We start from the raw sequence: 13484 nt of genomic DNA on the forward strand, positions 1-13484 counted from the left end.
ACAAATTTTTAATCTAATTTTCAGGTTCGATTAATCTGCGATTAGGCTTTCATCGGTATGCTGTTGGTGATTAAGCTTGTGAAAAGATGGAAATGGCTGTAGGTGTGAGGAAAAAGGTGCGATGACAGGAGGTTTTGACGCGTGCTGGAGGTCAAACAGGTCAGTAAATTGTACGAGAACCAAAGAGGGGTCCACGGCATCGATTTTTCGATGAGCCGCGGAGAGATTGTCGGTTTCCTGGGGCCCAACGGCGCCGGTAAAACAACGACGATGCGGATGATCACCGGGTACTTGAATCCGACGCACGGCTCGATCTTGGTCGATGGCTTGTCGATGGCGGATCACCCGAAGAAGGCGCGCCAGAAGATCGGCTATTTGCCCGAGACGCCCCCGCTTTATCCGGAGATGTCGATTACAGCGTATTTGCAGTTTATCGCTGATCTTCGCGGCATCCCGGTCAAGGAACAGAAGCGGCGCATAGGCGAAGTCATTGAGCGCCTGGGGCTGCAGGGACGCGAGCGGCAAATTATCCGCAGTCTGTCCAAGGGCTACAAACAGCGGGTCGGCCTGGCGCAGGCAATTTTGCACAATCCGGATCTGCTGATTTTGGACGAGCCTACATCCGGACTCGATCCGAAGCAGATCATCGAAATTCGTCAGCTCATCCGCGAGCTGGGCGAAAATCACACCGTGCTGCTGAGCACGCATATTTTGCCGGAGATCAATACGCTTTGTAACCGTGTGCTGATCATCAACCAAGGGCGCATCGTGCTCGACGGGCAGCCGGATCAGCTGGCGAACTCGATGGGCGAAACGTTCGAGGTGTCGCTGGAAGTGAAGGGACCGCGGGAAGCAGTGCTGTCCGAGCTTCGCAGCGTGCCGGGCGTGTCTGGCGTGAAGGAGCTGAACCCGGTCGAAGTGGCAGTCCAAGCAGCAGCGGCAAGTACCGACAACGAGGCCGTCGAGCCCGAGACAGCAGCGATTTCCGCAGCAGTGGCACCAGACGACACAGACGGTACGGTGAAAGTCCTCGTTAGCTCGGCAGATCGTGAAGATATCCGCGAAGCGGTATTTTACCGTTTGGCCGAGCGGCGCTACCCGATTTTGGCAATGAAGAAGGAATCGCTGAGCCTCGAGGACATCTTCTTGAAGCTGACGACCAACGAGTCGCTGGATTCGTCTCCAGCGGATGCGTCTGACGATCCGGAGGAGGTGGCTTCGAATGCGTAGAACGCTGGCGATGACCAAGAAAGAACTGCAAATGTATTTTTATTCTCCGATTGCCTATGCGGCGTTTGCATTCTTTTTCGTAATAGCGGGGTACTTTTTTAGCGCGAACTTTTTGAATCCGCCGTATGTAGTGGATGTGCGGCCGATTTTTGGCACCATTTCGTTTATCTTTCTCTTCATTATTCCGCTGCTGACCATGCGTCTGATTTCGGATGAGCTTCGGCAGGGAACGGACGAACTATTGCTGACCTCACCGGCCAGTATTACCGAGATTGTAGTGGGCAAATATTTGTCGGCACTCGTAGTACAGCTTCTGCTGGTTGGCGGCAGCCTGCTATATCCGCTCATTTTGAGCATGTACGGCAAGCTGGATCAGCCGGTGCTGTGGCTGTCCTTCTTGGCGATGTTCCTGATGGGCGCTGCGATGATGGCGGTCGGTCTGTTCGCTTCCTCTCTCTCGTCGCACCAGATGGTGTCCGGGATTGCGGCGTTCGCGATTTTGCTGGTGTTCTGGACGATTGAATGGCTGGGTGATTCGGTAGGCGGCAAAATCAAAGAATTCCTCGGCGTCTTCTCCATTATTAGCCGGGCCGGCGATTTGCAGAAGGGTGTGCTGGATTTTGCCGATGTGATTTTCTACCTGATGTTTATCCTGGTGTTTGTCTTCCTGAGCATTCAAGTGCTTGAACGTAAACGGTGGAGATAATCGACGATCGCTTACGCGCCTGGTGAGGGTGCGAGCAGAAGGGGGAAAGGCAATTGAATAAGTGGATTCGCGGAACGAATGCGGCCGTGTTGTCTCTGGCGGTCATTGGGATTTTTATCGTCGTGTCGATCTTCTTGAACTCAACGAAAAATTTGCAGGTCGACTTGACGCAAAATAAAAAGTTCACCCTGTCAGACCAAACAACCGCCGCACTCGGCGCGCTCAATACAGATGTGCACATCCTGTCTTTGACCAGTGATCAGACCGACCCTTACATCAAACGGCAGGTCGTAGAGCTGGTGCAGGAATACAAGAAGCGGAACGGCAAGATTACGTTTGACGAATACGATCTGGTAAAACAGCCGGCAATGGCGAAGCAGTATGATGTCGATCCAGCCGGTACGCTCGTGGTGGAAAGCGGGCAGCAGAAAAAATATATCAATTATTACGATATGTTCATTCCAGGGCAGCAGCAGGGCGAGTATAAGTTCAGCGGCGAAGAGAAGCTGACCCAGGCGCTTATGAATCTGAACTCGAAGGACAAGAGCAAGATTTATTTCTTGTCCGGGCATGGCGAAATTCCGCTGAATCAGATGAACCTGTGGCAAACGGGCCTCCAAAGCGCGAACTACGAGGTAAAGGACCTGAATTTGCTGCGTGAAGGCAAAATTCCGGACGATGCCGAGGTGCTGTTCATCATCGGTCCGTCGAACGATATCAGCGATAAGGAAGCCGATTTGATCAAGACGTACATGAACGGCAAAGGGAAGCTGTATCTGGCGCTTGGCTTCAATAAAGACATGGCGACCAAGTGGAAAAATCTCGACGCCCTTATGGCGACTTATAGCATCCAAGACCAGCATGCGGTCGCGATCGAACCGAAGCAAAGCGTGTTGTACGATCCGTTGACGATCATTCCGGAGTACGGATATCATGACATCACGAAGAAGCTTCAGGATTATAATCTTTTGACCATGATGACGCTTGCGGTTACGCTGGGCAACGACCAGCCCTCGGCGGATTTCCCGGCGACGGCGATCCTCAAAACAACGGATAAAGCCTACGGCGAAACCGACCTCAAGCAGTTGGCCGATAACAGCCGAAGCAACAAGGATGCGAGCGATGTCAAAGGTCCGCTCAATCTGGGCTACGTTGTACAAACCAAAGACAACAAACCGAAAGCAGTCATTCTCGGCGGCTCGACGTTCTTTGCAGACCAAGTCATTTCGCAGCAGGGCAATCGCGACTTTGCGCTCAACAGCGTAGGCTGGCTGCAGGAGCAGAAGGATCAAGTGACGATTCGTCCGCGTGAAGGCGATGCGCTGCAGCAAGCGCTGCTGACCGGCAGCCAAGCGAATCTGATTTTCTTCGGCACGGTGCTCATCTTCCCGTTACTCTTCCTGATCGTCGGCGGCGCGATTTGGTGGAGGAGGAGAAAAGGATGAAGCGGCTAATCCCCACGCTCGTTTTGGTGGTGCTTTGTATCGCAGGCTTTTGGTATGCGTCGAACAAAGATTTCTTTAGGGAAAAGAAGCCGGAGGCGCAGTCCCTGGTCACGGTGAAAAAAGAAGAGGTAGCGAGCTACACGATCAAAAGCGGAGATAGCGTCATCGAGCTGCAACAAAAGGACGGCAAATGGACGATGACCAAGCCGTCTCCGCTTCCTTTGAACGACTACTCGCCGGCGGGTTGGGTTGATTCGTTTAATGGAGCGACTAAGGACAAGTCGGTGGATGCGAATCCTACCGATATCGCTCAGTTCGGGCTCGACAAGCCGGCGCATGAGTTCACCGTCACGCTTACGAACGGCTCGAAGCATACGCTGTCCATTGGCAATCCCGTCGCTGTGCAGGGCTTCTTCTACGCGAAATTCGACAGCTCGCCGGAGGTGTTCCAGCTTGCTGAAGCGAAGGTGACGGCACTGGCGAAGCAGCAGATGGACTTTATGGACAACAGTCCGATCAAAGTGAATTACGAGCAGCTGCGCAGCATGACGGTCGATTGGAAGGGTCAGAAGTGGACCTTAACCAAGACCGACACGGATAAGCAATCCTACGAGGCGAACTGGAAGCTTGGCGATGCGGTGGTGAAAGGCGGCGACGCCAGCCAGTATCTCGACAAAGCGGCGTTTCTGACGACCGATCAGCTCGTGAAGAAGGCGGCGGACGTGAAGGGACTGGATGCTCCGGAGCTGAAGGTGGAGCTGAAGGATGCGGACACCGCAGGCAAAGAAACCGTGAGCGTCTATGTAGGCAAGCTGGACGGCGACAATGTTTGGATTGCCAAGCAGGGCGGGGAATGGGCTTACGCCATCCCGGTGACCGGCATTCAGGAGCTGTCCGACAAAGGCAAAGAACCGCCGAAGGCGCCATAACGCGCTCGGAATGATAATACCCCTTGAAGAGGACTTCGTAAAAAGTCGCTTCAAGGGGTGTTTTTGTATACATAAATTCCCACGTGCCTGGAAAACCTAATTTTTGGAAAACAGGGAAAGGAGGATGGTTCGATGTACACAGGACAATACCAGCAAGGAATGAATACCGTAAGCTCTAAGGAATTGGCGTACATATCGGATTGCTTGAAAAATGAAGAGCTGCTCGCCAAGCTTGCGGTTCAGGGCGCGGCGGAATGCCACACCCCGCAGCTGAAGCAGAAATTGACGCAAATTGCGCAGGATCGGCTGCAGCACATGGATCAACTGATTCGGACATTGCAGCAGCATACGTTCATGAGCCACTAAAAACAAGCCCAAGGAGGTGCAGAGCATGTATCAATCATCTTATTACCAACCACAGCAATCGGGTCAGTCGCAGCAGCATTATCACCTTCAGGAGCAGGATGCGGGCAATCTGGTGCTGAATGAATTGAAGCGGGTGGCGCGCGAATATACGACCGCTGCATTGGAGGCAACCCATCCGGCGATCCGGCAAACCTTCGCCACCGTAACGCAGCACACGTTGCAAGATCAAGCGGAGCTGTTTAACGTGCTGTCTCAGATGCAGGGCTACGGTCAAATCAAAATGGCTACGCAGCAAGAAGTACAGCAGGAGCTTCAGCAGCAGCTGCGCAAGGCCGAGCAGCTGCAGAACTTAGTGCAGCAAGCGGTGCAGGGGGCGAACGCGTCTTCTTATGCGTATCAGGCCCAGCAGCAGCAGCCATCGTATGGGCAGAATGCCTCCTACCAGCAGCCGGCCCACACGTATCAGCAGCCTTCGCAGGGCTATCAGACAAGCTATGTCGCTTCGGCTTCAGGCTACGGTCAGATCGGAAGCCCCAGCTACGGCCCTTCGACTTCGATTACCCAAGCCTTTGGCTTAAATGATGCCGATAACTCAACCGTCTCGCAAGAAGAAGGCACCTTGAAATCGTCCGTTTCCGGTACGGATAACCAGGACTATTTCTCGGCGCAGCAGGCTCAGGATTATACGAGCAACCAATACAGCAGCTCGGCGGCTTCACATGAAACCTATGGCAGTCATACCCCAGCCTCGACGAGCGGCAGAAGCCAGTCGCAGTCGCATCAGTATGGCAGCAATTACAGCATGACGTAAGTGCAGCAGCAGTAAAGCAGGGAAGCCCCAAATTCCAGTGAACATCACGGGAATTTGGGGCTTTTTTTGCATGTGTTGGCTTAGTGGCGCTCTACAAACTCCAGGCGATTGCCGAACGGATCCTGAATATGAAAGCGTGTCATTCCTGCTAGCGGCTCATCCGTTTTGATCTCCACGCCATGGTCTAACAAACGCCCGCGCAGCGCTTCAATTTCGCGGACCAAGAACGCGGGGTGGGCTTTCACCGCAGGAATGTAATCGTCCTGAACGCCGATATGCAGTTCATGGCTGCCGCATTTAAACCATACGCCGCCACGCTTTTGCAGCGCTTCCGGCTTCGGAAGCTCCTTCATACCGAGAAGCCCGCCGAAGAAGGAGCGTGCTTCATCTTCACAGCCCTGTGGAGCAGCCAGTTGTACATGATCGATGCCAAGATATCCGTGGGTCGTCATCTCATTTCACTCCCGACAGTTTTATAATATGAAACTTAGTTTCAACAAACGGTATATATCATAAGGATAACTCCAACTCCATTCACTGTAAAGAGGAGATGTTAAACCTTTTTCATCGCTTCGGAACTCGTAGAATAGTTTTTTGATTTTAACCCATAATATGAAAAATACGATAACCACGCGACGCAAGGAGGCACCTTTATGAGAAAAATCGGGATCGCGTTGGTCGCGATGACCGTGCTGCTCGGAGGCTGTACGCAGAAGCAGGATGAGCGGAACACGACGCAAATGAAAACGATGCAAAAAACCGTAGGTAAAGACCGGCTGCTCCAAACGTTCGGTCAAATCACACCCCCGCCGATGGGCAAAGACATCATGAATCAATCCGATGCCCAAGTAATTGCTTGGATTAAGCAGGTGGACGATTGGACGCACCAGGTGCTGTCTTCTCCGGTCACCGGCGAAATGGACGCCTATGCGATGCGCGAGATGCGCACGCATTTGATGCAGGTATATACGACCGACATGGCGGAGCGGCTCATTGCTTACTTTTACCGTGAGGATCCGACCACCGGTACATATCAGGCGAACAGTACGAAAGCCATGCTTGGTTTGCGCAGCGAATGGGGGCAGTACGAGCTGAGCAAATCCCATCCGGGCAAGGATCAATATAAAATTACGCTGAGCGGCAAAACGAAGCAGGATTACTCCGAGCCGACCATGCATCATGAATCGAGCTATCAGATCCAAGGCGACAAACTGATCATCACGGACTTTAAGACAACCTCGTAAGGGGTTGCTTTTTTTCTTTTAGGACAAGAACATATATTCTTATAATATGGTATACTATGACAGGGACATGCGATTCATTGACACTGGACTTGGGGTAGCATAGACTATTTTTTAGACAAACTGGAGGTACTCCGTGTGCCTTGCAGCACTTGGGCACGGCTTGTCTTTTTTTAAGACCGACAGGAGGCATTGCCTGTGCATTTGCGTATGAATGAATGGAAGCATGTATTTAAGCTCGATCCCGATAAAGAACTGACGGACGAGGCGCTGGAGAGCATTTGCCTTTCGGGTACCGATGCGGTGATGGTGGGCGGTTCCACCGGCGTCACGTTTGATAATACCGTGGATTTGCTGGCTCGGATTCGCCGGTACGAGGTGCCGTGCGTGCTGGAGGTATCCAATCAGGAGGCCATCGTGCCGGGCTTCGATTTGTTTATGATCCCGATTGTGCTTAACAGCAAGACCCCCGAGTGGATTGTTGGACAGCATCATCGCGCGATCAAAGACTACGGAGCGATCATGGACTGGAAGCAGATGATAACGGAAGGCTACATTATATTGAATGGAGATTCGACAGCAGCGAAGCTGACACAGGCCGATGCCGAGATCGAACTGAAGGATGTAGAGGCCTATGCGCGGTTGGCGGAACGTTTGTTCCATTGCCCTATCGTTTACCTGGAATACAGCGGAGTGTTTGGGAAGATGGAGTGGGTACGCAAGGTTCGTGGATTGCTGACCGAATCGCGGCTGTTTTACGGCGGCGGTGTAGATGGCCCCGACAAGGCGCGGGAGGCTGCGGAAGCGGCTCATACCGTCGTTGTAGGCAATGTGATCTACGAGAATCTGGAGCACGCGCTGGCGACTGTACAGGCGGTTCGTGCTGCACATCAATAAACATGGGAAAGGAATCACAGGGGAATGAATGAAGCAATCGATATCATGAAAGCCGTGCAAAAATTGAATCCCGAGCAAAAGCGCGCCGTAGAAACAGTGGACGGGCCGCTGCTCATTATGGCGGGAGCGGGGTCCGGCAAGACGCGGGTGCTCACACACCGGATTGCCTATCTTATCGCAACGCGCAAAGCGGCGCCTTGGAGCATCTTGGCCATCACGTTTACGAATAAGGCAGCTCGCGAGATGCAGGAGCGGGTAAGCAGCTTAGTTGGTCCGCAAGGACAGGACATTTGGGTCTCGACCTTCCACTCAATGTGCGTGCGGATTTTGCGCCGGGATATTACCCGCATCGGGTTTACGTCGAACTTTACGATCCTGGATTCGGGCGACCAGCTCTCCGTGATCAAGAATTGCATGAAAGAACTGAACATCGATTCCAAGAAGTTTGAGCCGAAGGCCGTGCAAGCGGCGCTCAGCAATGCGAAGAACGAACTGCAGACGCCGGAGCAATTCGAGGCGAAGATCGGCGATTATTTTGACGGCATCGTAGCGAAGGTCTACAAGCTGTACCAGAAAAAGCTGAAGAGCAACAACTCTCTCGACTTCGACGACCTGATCATGACGACGATTCAGCTGTTCACCGAAGTGCCTGAGGTGCTTGAGTTTTACCAAAATAAATTTCAATACCTCCACGTCGACGAATATCAGGACACGAACCGTGCACAGTACATGCTTTGCCGCATGCTAGCCGATAAATATAAACGCATTTGCGTCGTGGGCGACAGCGACCAGTCGATTTATCGCTGGCGCGGGGCGGATATCAGCAACATCCTCGACTTTGAGAAGGACTATCCGAATGCGACCACGATTTTGCTGGAGCAAAACTATCGCTCGACATCGAACATTTTGAATGCCGCCAACAAGGTCATCGCCAACAACATGGGGCGCAAGGCGAAGAACCTGTGGACCGATAAGGGTGCGGGCAACAAAATTAAGCTGTACCAAGCCGATTCCGAGCACGAGGAAGGCTATTTCATCACCGGCGAGATTCGCAAAAATGTGCAGGGCGGCCGTCGCTATCAAGAACATGCGATCTTGTATCGTACGAATGCGCAGTCGCGGGTGATCGAGGAAATTTTGATCAAATCGGACATCCCGTACCAGATCGTCGGCGGCGTCAAGTTCTACGACCGCAAAGAGATCAAGGACATTCTCGCCTACCTGCGGCTCATCTCCAACCCGGACGACGACATCAGCTTCGCGCGGGTCGTTAACGTGCCCAAACGAGGCATCGGCGACACCACCGTAGATAAGCTGGCGGAATTCGCTGGACGCTTTGGCGTCTCGATGTTTGCGATGCTGGAGAACATCGAGATGATCGAGATCGGAGCGAAGGCAAAGCATGCGCTCTCGGGCTTCCGGGACATGATTGAGAATTTGTACCGGATGACCGAATACTTGTCGGTGACGGAGCTGACCGAGCAGGTTCTCGAGCTGTCAGGGTACCGGGAGGAGCTGAAGCGGGAAAATACGATCGAATCGCAGGCACGCCTGGAGAACATTGACGAGTTCCTGTCCGTGACGATGGATTTCGAGAAGCGCAATGAAGACAAGTCGCTCGTTTCATTCTTGACCGACCTAGCCCTGATCGCGGATATTGACTCGATGAATGAGGATCCGGAAGAAGCGAAGAAGAGCGGAGTCGTGCTGATGACGATGCACAGTGCCAAGGGACTGGAGTTTCCGGTCGTCTTTATCATGGGGCTGGAGGAAGGGGTCTTCCCTCACAGCCGCGCCTTGATGGACAACGAGGAGCTCGAGGAGGAGCGGCGCCTGGCTTACGTCGGCATTACACGCGCCGAGGAAGAGCTGTTCCTCACATGCGCGCGCATGCGCACGCTGTTCGGGCGCACGACGGCCAACGCGCCGTCGCGGTTTTTGACCGAGCTCCCGCAGGAGCTCGTCGAGTCTGCGCGTGCGGGCGGCAGCGGCCTCCGCGGCAGCACAGGCGCAGCCTGGGGCGGCGGAGAGCGCCGCTTCGGCAGCGCCGGCGGCTTTGGCGGTGGCAATAGCTCCGCCGCCGCCGCAGGGGCAAACCGCGCGCCCGTGAGCTTCCGCGGCGCGGCAGGGACTGGCGCCGCTGCGCCCGCGACCCCGGCCGCAGCGGCGCCCAAGGCGCCCGTGCAGGACTTCGCCATGGGCGACAAAGTCCAGCACGGCAAGTGGGGCACCGGCGTCGTCGTCGCCATCAAAGGCTCGGGCGATGACACCGAGCTGCAGATCGCGTTCCCGGCGCCGGTGGGCGTGAAGCGCCTGCTCGCCAAGTTTGCGCCGATTACGAAGCAAAGCTAGCCTTTCCATATAACGAAAGCCCTGAGAGGATGAAACCGATGCCGGACGCTTTGGAAACCATGAGAGCCCTCATCGAAGAAATTAACAAGCATAATTATCATTACTATACTCTGGACGAGCCGACGATTACGGATGCCGAGTGGGACGCCCTCTACACGAGGCTGCTGGAGCTGGAGGCGCAGACCGGCGTAGTTCTGCCTCATTCACCGACAGGCCGGGTGGGTCATGAGCTGCTCAAGGGCTTTGACGAGCACCGCCACTTGGCCCGGCTCTGGAGCCTGGATAAGGCGCAGAACCACGACGATCTGATGGCGTGGCATACCCGCGCCCAAAAGCTCGTGGGGGACTACAACACACAGAACCCGGACACGCCGCTGCCGCCGCTTTCCTTTGCACTAGAGCTCAAATTCGACGGGCTGACCTTGAATTTGACGTATGATCACGGCGAGCTGGTGCAGGCTTCGACCCGCGGGAGCGGGGTAGTCGGCGAAGGCATCCTTCCTCAAGTGAAAACCATCAAATCGATCCCCCTGTCGATTCCTTATCGCGACGGGATCATTGAGGTGCAGGGCGAAGGAATTATGAACCTGTCCGTGCTGGAGGCGTACAACCTCACGGCTGCGGAGCCGCTGAAGAACGCCCGTAATGCTGCCGCCGGGGCACTTCGCAACTTGAACCCGAAGGTGACGGCGGAGCGGAAACTGAACGCCTACTTCTACAACATCGGCTATTCCGACGCCATTCAGTTCGACAACCATCAGGACATGGTCGCCTTCCTGCGCGACAATCAATTTAAAGTCAGCCCGTTTATCCACTTCTTTGATAACATTGAGGCCGTGGAGCAGGAGTTGGACAACGTCGTGTCCATGCGCAACACATTTGACTTCCTAATTGACGGACTCGTCATCAAAATTACCGACATGCGTACCCGCGAAGTGCTGGGCTACACGGACAAATTCCCACGCTGGGCGGTCGCTTACAAGTTTGAGGCGGAAGAAGCGGTCACCACGCTGCTCGAAGTCAACTGGAACGTCGGTCGTACCGGAAAAGTCACGCCAACAGCACGCGTAGAAGCGGTGGAGCTCGCAGGCGTTACGGTGCAGAACTGCACGCTTAACAACATGGACGATATCAACCGCAAAAATCTAACGCACGCCCTGGGCAGCCTAGTTTACATTCGACGTTCCAACGATGTCATTCCAGAGATTTTGGGGAAGGTGTCGGAGGAAGCCGACGGGCAGGAGATCGTTGCGCCGAAGCAATGTCCTTCCTGCGGTAGCGAGCTGGAATTCAAGGGTGCTCACCTGTTCTGTACTAACCGGTTGAACTGCCGTCCGCAGCTGGTGGGGCGCATCGCTCATTTTGCTTCGAGAGATGCGATGGATATCGAAACCTTCAGCGAAAAAACCGCCGAGCAGCTCTACGACGAGTCGGAGGTTCGCGATCCTGCTGATTTGTATTACTTAACGTTCGACGATCTGATTAAGCTCGAGCGCTTTGGAACGAAGAAGGCCGAGAACCTGATTGCCGCATTCGAGAAAAGCAAAGCCTGCGATCTCGCTTCATTCCTGTTCGCACTCGGCATTCCCAATACGGGCAAAACGACCACCAAAGTGCTCGCCGACCATTACCGCAGCTTGGATAAGCTGATGCAGGCGGAGCCGGAGGAACTCATGACGCTGCAGGATATCGGGGGCATCGTAGCGGAAAGCATTGTGGGCTTTTTCCGCGATCCGGTCATGCAGCGCAGTATCGAGCGATTACTTGCCGCAGGCGTTCAGCCGACTGCCGAAGAGGCACCGGTAATCGCTAATGAAGACAATCCATTCTTCGGCAAAACCGTCGTTCTCACAGGAACGCTGACTGCCATGGGCAGGGACGAATGCGCCAAGAAGCTGGAGAAGCTGGGTGCCAAAGTAACGGGCAGTGTCTCGAAGAAAACCGATATCGTTATTGCCGGCGAAAGCGCAGGTAGCAAGCTAACCAAGGCGCAGGAGCTGGGGATACGCATTATCGACAACGAAGAAGAACTGCTGCAGCTGCTAGGGGAAGCTTGACCTGAAGCTAGAATCTGCATTCGCCGGACTGGGGAGCGATCCTTGGTTCGGCGTTTTTAATAAGAGAGGAGCAGGTGTGATCATGCTGCACATTGTGAATGGAGATAGCTTTGGCGAGACGCTGCGAGAGGTGCTGCCCGAGGCGGACATTTTAGTCTGGCGCGAATCGCTTTACGAAGGCCCGCTGTCCGTGGAGTTCACCGACCAGCCCACTAGGGAAGCCCGGGAGCAGTATTTTACGAGCAGAGGCGTGCCTGGAGGGATGTTTAAACGGTTTACCGAGGTGCAGGAGACAGCGCTCACGCAGTACCATCAACACGACGAGGTGGTGCTTTGGTTCGAGCACGATCTGTTTGATCAAACGATGTTAATTTATTTGCTCCAATGGTTCAGCCGACAAAACCTTGAGGGGACCAAACTTTCACTGCTCTGCATAAATTCGTTCCCGGAAGTGCATCCTTTTAAAGGCTTAGGGCAGCTAAACGCAGAACAAACCGCATCTCTATTGGGAAGCTGGCGTGAAGTATCGGCAGATCAGCTGCACCTCGCTAGAGAAGCCTGGTTTGCTTATGCAGGCGACAACCCAACGGCCCTGGTACAGCTCCTGCAAAAAGATCTCACTGCACTCCCGTTCCTGCGTAGTGCACTTCTTTGTCATCTCCAGCGGTACCCATCGGTAACCAATGGCCTCAACGCCTTAGAGACAGCCGTGCTTTCATTAGTACTGCAATCGCTCAACACACCGATTAGTCTATTTCAGCAGATCGGCAATCTATTCCTTGATTACGGTCTCGGAGACGTGCAGTTCTGGGCCATCCTGGAGGAGATGCGCGGAGGCGAGCATCCCTTGTTAGTGATCGATGGACCAACCCTACCCAATTACGGCGCACATGTCGACTATCAAAGTCTGCAGCAGACGAAGGTCTACTCAACCGAACTGGGACAGCAAGCACTGAGAGGCGAGTCGGATTACGCAGCATTGAACGGCCTGAACCGTTGGCTGGGCGGAGTTTATTTAACTGGCCATAGGGGGCTTTGGCGTTGGAATCAAACCGCGTCGAACCTCGATAAACATTAGCGAAAAATGACACTTGCATTCCTAGTACCATTTGTGATACATTATTCCTTGTCGCCGCGAAACGGCATCGAAAGATGAAGCAAGCCAAGCGACAACGCAATAAAATAAAAGGTTGCAAAGTTTGTCGAAAGATGATAAGATATTATCTTGTCACGGCAAAAAAACAACCTGACGAAAGCTCTTTGAAAACTGAACAAATGAATTCGAATGCCAAGCGTTATTGAAATACAATGAGCACAATCAGCTTTTCTTTAATGGAGAGTTTGATCCTGGCTCAGGACGAACGCTGGCGGCGTGCCTAATACATGCAAGTCGAGCGAGGGTCTTCGGACCCTAGCGGCGGACGGGTGAGTAACACGTAGGCAACCTGCC

12 protein-coding genes and 1 rRNA gene are annotated in these 13484 nt (G+C 53.8%); 12 read left to right on the top strand and 1 reads right to left on the bottom strand.

Features of this window, described 5'->3' with window-relative positions; genetic code table 11:
• Positions 1–141 precede the first annotated feature (141 nt).
• The 6 genes from FPZ49_RS14365 to FPZ49_RS14390 all read left to right on the top strand — a co-directional run bounded on the left by FPZ49_RS14365 (position 142) and on the right by FPZ49_RS14390 (position 5487).
• Complete coding sequence (locus tag FPZ49_RS14365) at positions 142–1230, top strand: ABC transporter ATP-binding protein (RefSeq protein WP_144847780.1); 1089 nt, start codon at positions 142–144, stop codon at positions 1228–1230.
• The gene (locus FPZ49_RS14370; protein ID WP_144847782.1) at positions 1223–1936 is read left to right on the top strand and encodes an ABC transporter permease subunit; all 714 of its coding nucleotides are present in this window, start codon (positions 1223–1225) and stop codon (positions 1934–1936) included. The genes FPZ49_RS14365 and FPZ49_RS14370 overlap by 8 nt, the downstream gene beginning before the upstream one ends.
• Before the next feature lie 53 nt (positions 1937–1989).
• Entirely contained in the window at positions 1990–3381 is a 1392-nt protein-coding gene (locus FPZ49_RS14375) for a GldG family protein (protein WP_144847784.1), read from the top strand.
• Positions 3378–4310, top strand: a complete 933-nt coding sequence (locus tag FPZ49_RS14380) for a DUF4340 domain-containing protein (RefSeq protein ID WP_144847786.1) — start codon at positions 3378–3380, stop codon at positions 4308–4310. Before FPZ49_RS14375 ends, FPZ49_RS14380 begins: the two co-directional genes overlap by 4 nt.
• A gap of 132 nt (positions 4311–4442) precedes the next feature.
• A complete protein-coding gene (locus tag FPZ49_RS14385; protein ID WP_144847788.1) occupies positions 4443–4676 on the top strand; it encodes a spore coat protein in 234 nt (77 codons plus the stop codon).
• Positions 4677–4701: 25 nt separating this feature from the next.
• Entirely contained in the window at positions 4702–5487 is a 786-nt protein-coding gene (locus FPZ49_RS14390) for a spore coat protein (protein WP_144847790.1), read from the top strand.
• 80 nt (positions 5488–5567) lie between these two features.
• Here FPZ49_RS14390 and FPZ49_RS14395 read toward each other — a convergent pair whose 3' ends face one another.
• Positions 5568–5939 carry a VOC family protein gene (locus FPZ49_RS14395; RefSeq protein ID WP_144847792.1) on the bottom strand — a complete coding sequence of 124 codons (372 nt, stop codon included), beginning with the start codon at positions 5937–5939 and terminating at the stop codon, positions 5568–5570.
• A gap of 201 nt (positions 5940–6140) precedes the next feature.
• Between FPZ49_RS14395 and FPZ49_RS14400 the strand changes: the two genes are divergently transcribed.
• The 6 genes from FPZ49_RS14400 to FPZ49_RS14425 form a co-directional block, all read left to right on the top strand.
• The gene (locus FPZ49_RS14400; RefSeq protein WP_144847794.1) at positions 6141–6731 is read left to right on the top strand and encodes a hypothetical protein; all 591 of its coding nucleotides are present in this window, start codon (positions 6141–6143) and stop codon (positions 6729–6731) included.
• Positions 6732–6938: 207 nt separating this feature from the next.
• Positions 6939–7625, top strand: coding sequence for a heptaprenylglyceryl phosphate synthase (locus FPZ49_RS14405; RefSeq protein WP_186445820.1), 687 nt, complete (start codon positions 6939–6941; stop codon positions 7623–7625).
• A 24-nt stretch (positions 7626–7649) separates the two neighbouring features.
• A complete protein-coding gene (gene pcrA, locus FPZ49_RS14410) occupies positions 7650–9977 on the top strand; it encodes a DNA helicase PcrA (protein WP_144847798.1) in 2328 nt (775 codons plus the stop codon).
• 38 nt (positions 9978–10015) lie between these two features.
• Entirely contained in the window at positions 10016–12034 is a 2019-nt protein-coding gene (gene ligA / locus FPZ49_RS14415; protein ID WP_144847800.1) for an NAD-dependent DNA ligase LigA, read from the top strand.
• Positions 12035–12116: 82 nt separating this feature from the next.
• Entirely contained in the window at positions 12117–13112 is a 996-nt protein-coding gene (locus tag FPZ49_RS14420) for a DUF1835 domain-containing protein (protein ID WP_144847802.1), read from the top strand.
• A 251-nt stretch (positions 13113–13363) separates the two neighbouring features.
• A 16S ribosomal RNA gene (locus FPZ49_RS14425) occupies positions 13364–13484 on the top strand; the annotation flags it as partial.

Origin of the sequence: Paenibacillus cremeus, assembly GCF_007786445.1 — a bacterium.
Taxonomy (GTDB): domain Bacteria; phylum Bacillota; class Bacilli; order Paenibacillales; family NBRC-103111; genus Paenibacillus_G; species Paenibacillus_G cremeus.

Coding starts and splice junctions, on each gene's coding strand:
- FPZ49_RS14390 (WP_144847790.1), top strand. CDS start 4,702: ATGTATCAATCATCTTATTACCAACCACAGCAATCGGGTCAGTCGCAG.
- FPZ49_RS14405 (WP_186445820.1), top strand. CDS start 6,939: ATGAATGAATGGAAGCATGTATTTAAGCTCGATCCCGATAAAGAACTG.
- FPZ49_RS14420 (WP_144847802.1), top strand. CDS start 12,117: ATGCTGCACATTGTGAATGGAGATAGCTTTGGCGAGACGCTGCGAGAG.
- ligA (WP_144847800.1), top strand. CDS start 10,016: ATGCCGGACGCTTTGGAAACCATGAGAGCCCTCATCGAAGAAATTAAC.
- FPZ49_RS14385 (WP_144847788.1), top strand. CDS start 4,443: ATGTACACAGGACAATACCAGCAAGGAATGAATACCGTAAGCTCTAAG.
- pcrA (WP_144847798.1), top strand. CDS start 7,650: ATGAATGAAGCAATCGATATCATGAAAGCCGTGCAAAAATTGAATCCC.
- FPZ49_RS14380 (WP_144847786.1), top strand. CDS start 3,378: ATGAAGCGGCTAATCCCCACGCTCGTTTTGGTGGTGCTTTGTATCGCA.
- FPZ49_RS14370 (WP_144847782.1), top strand. CDS start 1,223: ATGCGTAGAACGCTGGCGATGACCAAGAAAGAACTGCAAATGTATTTT.
- FPZ49_RS14395 (WP_144847792.1), bottom strand. CDS start 5,939: ATGACGACCCACGGATATCTTGGCATCGATCATGTACAACTGGCTGCT.
- FPZ49_RS14400 (WP_144847794.1), top strand. CDS start 6,141: ATGAGAAAAATCGGGATCGCGTTGGTCGCGATGACCGTGCTGCTCGGA.